Consider the following 12,818-nt stretch of genomic DNA (forward strand, 5'->3'; position numbering starts at 1 on the left):
AATGAATGATTATTCGTTTTTTTTACTGAATTGGCAAATATACTATTGATTTATTGGATTTTGCTAGCATTTATTTGCATTATTAAAATATTTGCTCTACTTTTGAAATACCAACCAATTCAATTATCATTCCTACTAAAAGAAAAGGGTCTGTCAATATTAATAATTGACAGACCTTTTTTACTTTGTTATAATTTCACCCTATAACTTCATATCTGTTTGATCAAAAGGAATGTTATTTAACATCACTTCTTTATCATTTTTATTCAATCTTAAGTCAGATATAACGTTATGCACTGACGGATTACTCATTGCAAATAAAACCATAGATAGAATATAAACACCAAATAAAAGCGGCTCCAATGTCATTCTATATAATATTGCTACTACAATTGGTGAAATGGCTAATGGAATAAATTTATAAAACTGAGCTCTTAACAGTAGACTCAAACGATAAGGTAATGAAGGCTCTTTTCTAATTTCTTTTAGTTGCTTGTTATATTTTGAATAAACAGCTATTGCTACTAATAATATAACTGCAGTTACCCCGCCTATTACAGTATTACCAAAAGCTGGTAAAAAAGGGTCAATATTTCCTGCTTCTTTATTTTGTAGATACCAAACCAATGCAAAAGGCACAGAAATACTTGCCATACCGTAAAATACAATTCGAAGTTTGTTGATCATATCAAAAGGGTCCTTAAACCCTTCAAAGAAAGTCGCTTTTTTATCACTCATAAGTATAATTTTTAAAGAAAGTAATTGATTACCCTCTTATTGATGGCCCAAAGTTCGTGAAACAAAAAAAAATCCACAACACATCAATCGTATTGTGGACTTCTAATATCTTAATGAAGTAAAATTACTTCGAAGATCCTTTTTCTTCAGATGATTGAGAAGTTAACTCCTCCTCGTAGATTTTGTTCAAACCGTCGATTACATCTTGAGTGATGTCTTCAACATTTGGAGTTGACCAAATTACTGTTGACGTAACACCATCGCTATAACCAAGAACAATACTATAGTTTTTATCTGCAGAATATTGATCTAAAAATTCTTTTACTCTTTTTCTAACCTCTGCTTGAATAGCTTGCTCCTCAGCCGCTAAACCTTGTGCTTGTGATTGTTGAGCAATTTGAATCTCTTGTTGCTTGATCGCTAAAGATTCTTGCTTCTTACGAATGTCATTTTGTGACATTAAACCAGCTCTAGCTCTTTTTTCGAAGCTTTCAGCTTCTTTTTGCAATTTCATTGCTCTTGATTGCAATTGCTTTTGAGACTTTTCAACTTTAGCCTGGAATTCTTTGTAGCTATCCTCACCGAACTTATAGTAAACTGATAAAGTATCGTTGTTGATGTAAGCGATTTTAGTTGTTGAACCAGAAGCTGGAGCTGCTTGTTGTTGTGGTTGTTGGCAAGCAAACATAGTCGCAATTAAACCAACAGCTAATAATAATTTTTTCACTTTATTTATTACCGTTTATTTATATGAATCCATTTTTGATGAACTCGACAATTGAAGATATATCCATCAAAAAGTTCTCAAATATCTTCAAACATGAAATTTCACCGCTGCAAATATAATTAAATCATCGAAAGTGTAAAAAGTCCTATTCTTTCATTGTATCTTACTAGTATCTTTTTAATAAAATTGTTGAACTTAGATAGGTAAAAACGTAGCAACCTCTAGATTACTCTATGAACTTCGTCAACCCAGTGTTTTTATATGCACTACCACTTATTGCAGTGCCTCTGATAATACATCTTTTTAATTTCCAAAGGTCCTCTGAGATTAAGTTTACAAATGTAGCCTTTCTACATACTGTAAAGGAAATGTCCAATGCACAAGATCGTTTAAAAAAGATCTTAGTGATGTTAGCTCGTATGTTATTTATACTTTTAGCTATCATCGCATTTGCCCGTCCATACCTACCTAAAGAAAATGGTAATACTTTATTAAAAAATGATTCCGGTAAAGCCAGTATCTACATCGACAATTCTTACAGTATGCAAAGTGAGAGAAACGGAAAAACTCTATTTGATGCTGCAAAAGATATCGGACGGAAAATACCTACAGTTTTTCCTGTCGGCTATTCATACCAAGTACTTGATAATCGGTTTACTGGTAGTTCTAGGTACTTTATGAACCAAGAACGATCTGAAGAAGAAATCATAGGATTATCTTATTCCAACTTCACCAGAAGTCTAAGTGATGTAGACCAAATAGAGCAGGATGCCTTTATCAGAGAAAAAATGATTGTTGGGAAACAAGTATTTTGGATCTCAGATTTTCAAAAATCTACAGTAGGAACTTTAGAAAACATCAACTTTGATTCTTCTACAACTTACCATCTTATACCATTGATGGCTGATAAAGTAGAGAATTTAAGAATTGATTCTGTATGGTTAGACAAACCTTTTATTAAAGAGAAAGAGAACAATAAACTCTTTGTACAAATATCTAATTTAGGACTCGAAGATGTAAAAGACCGAGAAGTAACTCTATTTGTAGAGGATGTTCAGTCTTCTAATACTACCATCAATTTAAAAAGAGGCGATACTCAGATTGTTGAAATGGCCTTTGCTATTAGTGATGCTGGAACAAAAAGGTGTAGGGTAAATATTTCCGATTACCCTGTCGATTTTGACAATGAACATCATTTTGTACTTAATGTATCACCGAATATCAATATTGCAATCATCTCGGACAATCCTAGAAATTATCTTTCTACCGTATTTAAAAGCGAATCGTTTTTAAATGCGACTACATTTAAATCAAACTCCATTGACTATTCAGCTACAAATGGAGCAGATTTATTAGTGTTAGATGATGTCCAAGTGATTCATGAGTCATTACAAGAAGTAATTATGAATGCAATACGAAATGGTACTAACATAGCCGTCTTCCCATCTTTAAATATGGACATAGATAGCTATACTAAAGCATTTGGTACGCTAATCAATAAAAGTAAATTAAAAGAAGGGCCCCAGTTTATAGGCACAGTTACACCTCCGGAAAAAGACCCATTCTTTTCAAATGTATTCGAAAAAAGAGTACGAAATATGAGCATGCCTGAAGGCGTCCCTATATTTCAATGGAAAGGAAGAGGAGTGAGAACACTATTATCCTATAAAAACAGTCAAAGTTTTCTTTCAATTCAGGAAAGTGCCCTACAAAGCAATTATTTTGCTTCGACACCTCTAGATCCAACATATAGTAACTTTGGCCGTCATGCACTATTCGTACCGGTAATGTATAGAATGGCTATCCTCAGTAAGACTCAGTCTGATCAGTTATCTTATAATTTTGGAGAGAAGAGCTTACGTATCCGATTTGATAACCTTCAGAAAGGGAGTATTTACAAGTTAAAGAAGGGAGACTTAGAAATAATACCTACTCAAAAGGTAAATGCCGATGTACTTACTTTAAAACTTCCGAATGATGATATGGAAGCTGGGTGCTACGAGGTAGTCTCAGCAGATAACAGTTCATTTGTTGGATATATCGCTTTCAATTATTCATCACAAGAATCTCAATTAGCTTCTTATTCTGATTCAGAATTGAAAGATAAATTAGGACAATTCAAGAATATCAAAATTTACAATAATATAAAAGCGGATAGCTTTAAGCAGATTTTTACTGAAGATAATATTGCACAACCATTATGGAGATACTTCCTTCTTGCTGCTTTATTATTTTTGATGATTGAAATGGCACTACTAAGATTCTGGAAAACTTAAAATAGACCATCAACAAAACAAAAAGAGCATAGAATCATGATTCTATGCTCTTTTTGTTTATGTATAATAAGAAAATTAGCTCTCTATATCTTCATTTCTTTCCACTTGAGATTTATAGTATAAGATCTGTTCATCTTTCATAGCAATCTCTTTCTGAAGTGCTTTTCTAACTTCCTCCAACTCCATTTGTCTACGTTCCATCTCTTCTTGAGTAGCTTGTAATTCTTCAGTATTTTGAAGCATCTCCTCCTCTCTAACCCTTAATTCTTGAGTTAACTTCTGTGCGTCAGATAACAGCTTCGAAGTTCTTGTATTATGTTTTGCTGAAGTAATAGCAGAAGCTATACTTTCTGATACTCTTTCTACAAACTCAATCATATAAGGTTCAAAAGTATTGAATGATGCCAGTTCAATAACTCCTAAAGCCTTTTCATTAAACTTCAGTGGAACCAATAGTAAACTTTTTGGAGAAGCTAACCCTAAGCCTGTAACTACTTTAGAGTACCCTGGAGGTATATCATCTATATATAATGATTCGTTTTCTTGCCAACATCTTCCCGCTAAGCCTTCACCATAATTGACTTTCTTATCCATAAATTTCTTTCTATCGTATGCATAGCAAGCCTTAAGCTCAAGAACCTGGTTTGAAAGATTATCCTCTTCAACCAAGAACATCATTCCCTGGTTGGCACTTAAATAATCTACCAATTCTCGTAGTACTACTTCGTAAAGGTCATCGACATTGTCTAAATATTTACGCGTAATTTCTGCAAATTTCGAAATACCTTCTGTTACCCACTGTCTTCTATGATCTTCGATTGAGACCTCTTTTAAACGGTCTCTCATCTTAATTAATGAGTTACCGAGAACATCTCGATTACCATAGGTATCAAAATCAACTTCAAAGTTGCCCTTACCGACATTTTTGGCAAAGTCAGAAGTTTGTTTGGTACGATCAATAAGGTTGTTCATATGGAAAATAGTAGCTCCAATTTCATCACCTGACGTAACAGGGATAGATGAAGAAACATCACCTTTTGCTAGCTTAGAAATCGCTTCCTGTAATTTAAAAATAGGTCTTGTGAAACTTGCTGAATAAGCATTAGAGACAATAAAGCCAATAATAAATATCACAATCGTTGCCAAAGCAACATTAAGTTTTAGTCTTTCAATCGACTCGAATGCTTCTCCTTCTTGAATCTCTGCAATAATAATCCAAGGAAGCTCTCTAATTTTTAATGTAGAATAAGAACTTAAAGCCTCTTTTCCTAGATAGTTTTTCCCCATTAAGTTACCTGAGTGTCCTTTTAAGGCGTCCATCACAGGTGCTGTATTTACAGTTTTTGAAAGTACAGTAGTTCTTAACGATTTAATCTGATTGATTTCATCAGAAGGAATATTTAAGTCTAAAAGTTCTTGATTGAATTTATCTGACTCTTCAACAAATAAACGAGCATCACTTCTCATTAACTGGTCCTTACCAACTAAATAGGTTTCACCAGTACTACCTAAACCTTCTTCTACCCAATCGCCGTCATCAGTCATAATTTTATTAATCTCTGACAATGGCATAGTACCAATTAGAACGGCTACTTTTTCTAAACTATTATCCACATTATCATATACTGGTGCTGCAAAGAATAATTGCAAACCACCATATGAACCTTCATAAGAGACAAAATCAGATAAGATCACCATATTTTGTCTTATTGAGTTCCTAGCAAGAGTAAAGGCTTGCCCTAAAGCAGACTGTCTAAATACACCATCCATTAGGTTTGTACCGAAATCTGTATTTTTTGCCACAGAATAGATCACATCACCTGATTGTGCATTCACTAAAATTAGATCTGAAAATCCATCTGCTAAAAGATACCTTCTAAAAGAAGCGTGGTATCTTTCATGAATGTCAGAATATGCTGTTTTATCATTAGCTCTATTTAATAGATCCTTTTTACCAATTGGATTTTTATTGTTGGACAGATAAAGGTTCTGAAGAATAACCATCTTATCCGAATTCTCATCAACAGAAGTGATCAACTGTCTTGAGAAAGATTCATGATCACTTAGCTTTCTATCAACAGTAGTTCTATAAAACTCCTTTAACTCTCTCCTCATTTTTACAATCTTACCAGGAGAGTAATAGTAATCCATGATTTGATATGCAGAAGAAAACTCTAAAACGGCATCAGAAACCATTCTACTTTGTGCCAATACACTAATATGTTCTTTTGCATTCTCTATATAATTTTCAAGAGTTCTCCTCTTTACTTCTCTTACAGATGTCAATTGTGCAAAAACAGCCTCTTCTAAGGATTTCTTTGCTGAATAATAACCCAACATACCTACTGCAATACTTGATAAAGCAGCGATCAATAAGAGATTTAGCAATACTTTAATACGTATACTTAAATCTTTTATCCTAAGGCCTGAGTTTTCTATATTATTTGAAGTCTTTTCTGTCATTATAATCTGAGGCAAGAAAGCTTAAATTATACACTATTGTGACTAATGAATATCTAGTGCAATTCAAGTACCATGTTCTAAAAAAGAACGTAGAAAATCGTAAAGTATTTTAATGACAAGGAAGGATAATTGATCAAAGTGGGAAGTTTGCGATGTAACAAGCCTGTATATTAAAAAAAGAGCATAAAAAAAAGGTTGATATTTCTATCAACCTTTCTTGGTGCGGGTGGAGGGACTCGAACCCCCACGCCGTGAAGCACTAGATCCTAAGTCTAGCGTGTCTACCAATTTCACCACACCCGCTTTTTGATGTGCCTTATTGTTTTAAAGCGATGCAAAGATGTAGGATTTTTTGATACCACGCAAGTATATTTCTAAAAAACTTATCAAACAAAAGTAAATGAAATCATTCTTCACACTATTAAAAATCCAACAAACTGTAATTCAGAAGTGTTAAGTCATTGATTATAAAATATGTGCACAACATCAAAAAGTTCTACGTATCTTTGAAAAAAAATTCAGAAAAATCTGAAAAAAATTTATTTGTTATTGTGAAAAGGGACCTTAACTCCCTGTAAGCAGAAAAAGTTATGGCAAAAAGAGTAGTAGTGGGTCTCTCTGGTGGAGTAGACTCAAGCGTAGCTGCACATCTTTTAAAAGAGCAAGGCTACGATGTCATTGGTTTATTTATGATCAACTGGCATGATGGTAGTGTTACGATTCAAGGCGAATGTCCATGGATAGACGATAGTAACGATGCACTACTGGTAGCAAACAAACTAAACATCCCTTTCCAAAGTGTAGACCTTAGTGAACAATACAAGGAGCGTATTGTAGACTATATGTTTTCTGAATATGAAGCAGGTCGTACACCCAATCCAGATGTACTTTGTAATAGAGAAGTAAAATTTGATGTGTTTATGGATATAGCTATGAGCTTAGGAGCTGATTACGTAGCTATGGGGCATTACTGTAGAAAAGATTCTTTCATTGATGAAAATGGTAAAGAAGTTTACCGTCTTCTTGCTGGAGTCGATGGAAATAAAGACCAAAGTTATTTCCTTTCTCAGTTAAGTCAAGAACAACTGTCAAAAGCTTTATTCCCTATTGGTGAACTAACAAAGCCTCAAGTAAGAGAAATTGCTGCAGAACAAGATTTAATCACTGCAAACAAAAAAGACTCCCAAGGGCTTTGCTTTATTGGTAAAGTAAAACTACCGGATTTCTTAAAACAGCAATTACTTCCTAAAAAAGGAAATATTGTAGAGGTTTCTGTAGATCATTCGATTTATCAAGATCGAGAAAATGCGATTGAAAATGCATCTACTGAACTTGAGAAATTACAGTTACTAACAGCCCCTTATTCTTATAAACCAACATATGGGAAGAAAGTAGGAGAGCATCAAGGAGCACATTATTATACAATTGGTCAACGTAAAGGTTTAGGTGTAGGTGGTACTCCACTACCATTGTTTGTGATTGCAACAGATACTGAAACAAATACTATCTATACTGGACAAGGTGATCAACATCCTGGATTAAACCGTCAAGGGTTAAAAGTCAGTCCAAACGAAATCCATTGGGTTCGTGAAGACCTTAAAATGGAGATTGGTGAACAAAGAGAATACATGGCTAGAATAAGATATCGTCAACCTTTAGAAAAGGTCACTCTTTATATGAAGGAAGATGGTTTATACTGTGTATTTGAAAATAAACAATCAGGTATTTCTGCTGGACAGTTTATCACTTGGTATACAGATGACGAGCTAATTGGTTCGGGTGTAATCAATAGTTAGTAGTATTTCCTGTAAAAGACAAGAGGTCTTTAGCATATTTCATTAATGCTAAAGACCTCTTTTTTATATCCTTCTTCTTGAAAATCCACTATAAAATAAATACTGAATTGCTAAGATGACTAGAATAGTAGCCATACCACTCAAAACACCTCTTAACAGAGCTTTGGGAATAAATGCCCATGCTCCTGCTTCAATACAAAACAATAATAGGTGATGAGCCAATACCTGTGGAGCAATAAACACTACAAATGTTCCAAACCCCATTTGACCTATCAGTGGAGTCTCCGACAATTCGTAACCGCCAGAAGGAGCTGTGAGTTTCATTATCTGATATCTTACAAACCCCAGAAAAACACATGCAGAAGTATGAATTCCTATCGAATCATAAAAGATATCAACAATAAAACCCATCACAAAAGCAATCGTTAATAATGTGATATTATTTGCACCAAAAGGCAGAAGAATTAAAAAGGTAACATATGGAAACATCATTACGCTTCCATCAAAAAAAGTTAGGTTCCTAAAAAATAACACCTGTGCCATCAAATAGATAAAAAAGATACCTATCTGTTTAAACCATATTTCTCTTCCCATAATCCGATTATTCTTCCGCTATCGTTTCTAATGAATCTTTTTCTGTTCTGAATAGAGATTTTGTCACATATACATGATGAATCTTAGAGAAATCTACAGAAACATCAATAGTGACCAACCAAAATCGTTCTGAAGGCGTTTTTTGTGCCTCTGAAACTATACCAATCATCACCCCTTCAGGATAAACAGTATTAAATCCTGATGTTGTTATTGTATCTCCGACATTGATATCTAAATGAAGAGGTAAATAATTTGCCGTGGCTGATGTAGGATCTTGAGTATCCCATTTAACAGTACACAAAGCTCCATTTTTCTTTAATTCAGAAGAAACTGCCATATCTCTATGAAGTAATGAATAACAAGTTGCAAAATGATCTGACACGGCTTTTACTTGACCTACAATACCATCTTGAGTCATTATTCCCATTCCTTCTTCAATTCCGTCTTCTCTACCTTTATTTAAAGTAATGTAGTTTCCTGATCTATAAATTGAGTTGTTGATCACTCGAGCAGGAATAAATTCATACGCTACAGTATCAGACATTCCATAAAACAAATTAGTAATATCTTCCTTGTCTCTATTCATTATAGTGGCTGAATCTACACCTTGAACTTGAATCAATTCTAATTGCTTACGAAGTTCTGCATTTTCATGTAATAAGTCTTCGTTTACATCTGTCAAATAAAAGTACTGTTCTATATTCGATGATGCATTATAAATACCTCCAACAACAGTATTAGACGACGATAAAACTACCGACCTCTGATAGCTATTATTGTTGACTATTAGAGCTGTAGCGATTATTTCCAACAGTAAGAATACTAGGAAAACTCGATACCTAAATATTAAAGCAAATAGTTGACTCATAGAGTTACTTTAAAGATCAATTGATCAAGAAAATGGATTTTAAACTTGAGTTAAATCGTATACCACTATAATTAGTAGAAGCGACTGACAAATTTAATGATTTAAAGATAAGAAGTAAGTGGATAAACTAAGAAGTAGTGCACAATCCAAAAAAATATTCTTTTCTGTTTCATCTTAAATGAAAAAACGCCTCTCTGATACTTCGAGAAGCGTTTTTTCTATTTATGTAATCAAAATAGCTTTATATCTATTTAAATCTTTCAGCACATGTCCAGTACCTAGTACTACTGCTCTTAATGGATCATCCGGCACATGAACAGGTAACTTTGTCTTCAGTGAAATCCTTTTATCTAAACCTCTTAAAAGAGCACCACCTCCTGTAAGATGAATACCTCGGTCATAAATATCTGCAGATAACTCTGGAGGAGCTGTTTCCAATGCTCTTAAAATTGCTTCTTCAATTTTTGAAATTGATTTATCCAAAGCAAAAGCTACTTCGGCATAAGAAACATTAATTACTTTAGGTATACCTGTTAATAAGTCTCTACCTCTAATTTCGTAATCTTCTGGAGCATCATCCAGCTCTGCTAAAGCTGCTCCAACTTCGAACTTGATTTTTTCTGCAGATCGTTCGCCAATCAATAGATTATGTTGACGACGCATATAGTCTAGAATATCTCTATTGAATACATCACCTGCAGTTCTTACAGATTGATCACAGACAATACCTGACATCGCGATTACTGCAATCTCAGTTGTACCACCTCCGATATCTACTACCATGCTACCCATAGGTTCTTCGATATTTATACCGATTCCAATCGCTGCTGCTATGGGTTCTGGAACCATATACACTTCTTTTGCTCCAGCATGCTCTGCTGAATCTCGAACAGCTCTTTTCTCCACTTCTGTAATACCAGAAGGAATACAAATTACCATTCGGTGTGATGGCATGAAAAACCTACGCTTGTTATCAGACATCTTTATCAGTCCTCTGATCATCTGTTCGGCTGCATGGAAATCTGCTATTACCCCATCTTTTAATGGACGAATAGTTTTAATATTTTCATGTGTTTTCTCATGCATTTGCATCGCTTTAGCACCTAAAGCAATGACTTTTCCTGTTTGACGATCCAAAGCGATAATCGATGGTTCTTCAACGGCAATCTTTCCTTTTGTAAGGATTAGTGTATTAGCAGTACCCAGGTCTATAGCTAGGTCGGTAGTAAAAAAATCAAAGAAGCCCATTAATACTTTACTCTTTTTTCATTCGAAAAATTATTGGTTCAAACTGCAGTCAAAATATTTCAAGAGTTATTAATTGCTTTTCAACTTTCTAAAAAAAGGAATAAAAATAATTTACTCTATTCATTTATTTTATTGAAACGCACACTTGACATCAAGTCGTAAAAGAATATGTGGAGTCACTCTTAATTAATACAGTTACTGAATTCTATTTCATAAGAAATATACTAATTCAATTACTAGAACGACTACCTTTTCTATATTAATATATTGCAACTATTATTTCTTTGATGCTTTATATCAATATTTTGCTAGTTGGTAGAATAAACCTATTTATTCTACCGCAAATTATGTTCCTTATTCCATTAATAGATTGAGTCAAGAGAAATTAGTTTGCTTATAGAAAAAATTACTCTTTCTTCTTAAAGTCTCCTCTTTTAATTGACTTGATCAAATCACCCCATGCAAATGGATTTAGTAATGGATTAGCTGTCTCCATAAAATATTGTGTAGCAATTTGATCTGCCCTATAATTCATATAATATTTATAGTTGCCTGTCGCTCCCATAGGAAGTGCATTAGACATCATAGTTAACTTATCTTGGCTTAAGTTTTTCTCCATATTCTCGATTCTTTGATCTTTTTGCTCACCTAGAGCTAAGAATGCCTCTTCGAAAATTTCCTTTGTAGGATATGGGAAGACCTCAAGTAATGGAAGTTCTGTTACTTCCTCTCTCATCTCAATTAATACCGTAAAACCTAAATCATCTCTTTGAGGAATTACAACTTCTTGTTTTGCAAAACCCAAAGCAGAAACTACAATTGTATCACCCACCTGTGTAGGCATTGTAAAGAAACCAGCATGATTTGTCACTGTACCTTTACCAGCTTGTTTAATGTAAACGTGGGCACCTGGCACACCGAAAGAACTATCTCCCTCTACAACAATACCCGAAAATTGAATCGAGTTTTGCTCTCCCTGTGCTTTTGATTCTGTAGAAACCATGAATGAGATCATGAATACGATGAAAAGCAAGCACTTCAAATATCTCTTTGTCTTATAAAGTTCAGTCATTCTGTGTTAATAAAAATTTTTGGTACATAATTCTTAATCAATCATAAAGTAAAATCATGAAAATGATAGTCGAATTATTCAGCGTTTAAGTGATTTACTCCAAATATAATGAAAGCCTCAATATCAAAAAGGTTGTATTGAGGCTTTTCTTATATAATTTTAATTTTTTATTAATATAAAAGAATTAATTACTCTCGTTGGTTGAAGCGACTGAAGCTAACATAGAATGTTTGATTTTTTCAAATTCTACTTTCTTCAACTTTTTTAATTCCATATTGTGTTCGTACACCCACTTTTCTGGAGAGTATTTTCCATTTGGATAAATATCCCAATAGCTTTCATAGGATAAACCTAAAGCTTCATATTCAATGGCGAACTCATCTTCAATTAAAACAAAGTTCTCTCTTAAATTTCTTGAAAGTCGAGTAATTGCTGGGGGTACCATGACCATTCTTTGTTCCATTTCAACAAAGTGTGCCTTTAAAGCTTCTTGCTCTTTAACCGTTTCTTGTTGAGTAACGTCTGATTGCAGAGCCTCTCCTTCCCAGAATTCATCTGTTTCTGAGAATACTTGCTCATCAATTTCTTTTTGAAGTTCTGGAGTTAATGCTACATGCACTCCTGTTGAAGGGGTTGAATTCGATGTTCCTGTTTTAAGCGTTCCTCTCCACTTTTCGATATTCTCTTTTTCGTGGATTGTCATACAGATCCAGGACTTGCCTAAATATGCCGCCCATAATGCATTATCGTTTGGTGATTCTTGGAGCATTTTCCACACCTTAGGCTTTTTCATAGGGTCGTTTCCTGCTGACACAAAGGATGCATAGCATAGGAAAAGGCATATCGTGATTAATTTGTATTTCATTCTTTACACAGTAGGTTGAAAGTCAAACTATTATTAAGAAGACAAATATTCTTTTATCCTTTAACGTGTTGACGAGGTTAGTTGTATAAGTTCTATAAAAAACCATGCCTAAAAGCATGTATGAAAAAACTCTTATTGTCACATCCTCAATAAAAATTTCTCTTAAAGTAA

General features: G+C 33.9%; 10 protein-coding genes and 1 tRNA gene. 2 read left to right on the forward strand and 9 right to left on the reverse strand.

Going from position 1 to position 12,818, the window contains the following annotated elements:
- Positions 1 to 201 precede the first annotated feature (201 nt).
- Both QL232_RS19165 and QL232_RS19170 read right to left on the reverse strand, forming a co-directional pair.
- Positions 202 to 738, reverse strand: a complete 537-nt coding sequence (locus QL232_RS19165; RefSeq protein ID WP_281615401.1) for a hypothetical protein — start codon at positions 736 to 738, stop codon at positions 202 to 204.
- Between the two features lie 124 nt (positions 739 to 862).
- A complete protein-coding gene (locus QL232_RS19170) occupies positions 863 to 1,465 on the reverse strand; it encodes an OmpH family outer membrane protein (protein WP_168883811.1) in 603 nt (200 codons plus the stop codon).
- Between the two features lie 233 nt (positions 1,466 to 1,698).
- Here QL232_RS19170 and QL232_RS19175 point away from each other — a divergent pair, with 233 nt between their 5' ends.
- Complete coding sequence (locus tag QL232_RS19175; RefSeq protein ID WP_281615402.1) at positions 1,699 to 3,741, forward strand: BatA domain-containing protein; 2,043 nt, start codon at positions 1,699 to 1,701, stop codon at positions 3,739 to 3,741.
- A gap of 75 nt (positions 3,742 to 3,816) precedes the next feature.
- Here QL232_RS19175 and QL232_RS19180 read toward each other — a convergent pair whose 3' ends face one another.
- A complete protein-coding gene (locus QL232_RS19180) occupies positions 3,817 to 6,204 on the reverse strand; it encodes a GAF domain-containing protein (RefSeq protein WP_168883809.1) in 2,388 nt (795 codons plus the stop codon).
- Between the two features lie 218 nt (positions 6,205 to 6,422).
- A tRNA-Leu gene (locus QL232_RS19185) sits at positions 6,423 to 6,507 on the reverse strand.
- A 287-nt stretch (positions 6,508 to 6,794) separates the two neighbouring features.
- On the opposite strand from QL232_RS19185, the gene mnmA reads away from it, so the two are divergent.
- Positions 6,795 to 8,000 carry a tRNA 2-thiouridine(34) synthase MnmA gene (gene mnmA, locus QL232_RS19190; protein WP_281615403.1) on the forward strand — a complete coding sequence of 402 codons (1,206 nt, stop codon included), beginning with the start codon at positions 6,795 to 6,797 and terminating at the stop codon, positions 7,998 to 8,000.
- Positions 8,001 to 8,063: 63 nt separating this feature from the next.
- Here the strand turns inward: mnmA and QL232_RS19195 are convergent, their stop codons facing one another.
- From QL232_RS19195 to QL232_RS19215, 5 genes are all read right to left on the reverse strand, one after another.
- Positions 8,064 to 8,594, reverse strand: a complete 531-nt coding sequence (locus tag QL232_RS19195) for a Rod shape-determining protein MreD (RefSeq protein WP_281615404.1) — start codon at positions 8,592 to 8,594, stop codon at positions 8,064 to 8,066.
- 7 nt (positions 8,595 to 8,601) lie between these two features.
- Entirely contained in the window at positions 8,602 to 9,462 is an 861-nt protein-coding gene (gene mreC, locus QL232_RS19200; RefSeq protein WP_281615405.1) for a rod shape-determining protein MreC, read from the reverse strand.
- Positions 9,463 to 9,684: 222 nt separating this feature from the next.
- Positions 9,685 to 10,710 (reverse strand): rod shape-determining protein, encoded by a 1,026-nt coding sequence (locus QL232_RS19205; protein ID WP_168883805.1) that lies wholly within the window; start codon positions 10,708 to 10,710, stop codon positions 9,685 to 9,687.
- A gap of 406 nt (positions 10,711 to 11,116) precedes the next feature.
- Positions 11,117 to 11,725 carry a carboxypeptidase-like regulatory domain-containing protein gene (locus tag QL232_RS19210; protein ID WP_281615406.1) on the reverse strand — a complete coding sequence of 203 codons (609 nt, stop codon included), beginning with the start codon at positions 11,723 to 11,725 and terminating at the stop codon, positions 11,117 to 11,119.
- 241 nt (positions 11,726 to 11,966) lie between these two features.
- The gene (locus tag QL232_RS19215; RefSeq protein WP_281615407.1) at positions 11,967 to 12,647 is read right to left on the reverse strand and encodes a hypothetical protein; all 681 of its coding nucleotides are present in this window, start codon (positions 12,645 to 12,647) and stop codon (positions 11,967 to 11,969) included.
- Positions 12,648 to 12,818 lie beyond the last annotated feature (171 nt).

The sequence above is a fragment of the Flammeovirga sp. SubArs3 genome, from assembly GCF_947387565.1.
Taxonomy (GTDB): domain Bacteria; phylum Bacteroidota; class Bacteroidia; order Cytophagales; family Flammeovirgaceae; genus Flammeovirga; species Flammeovirga agarivorans.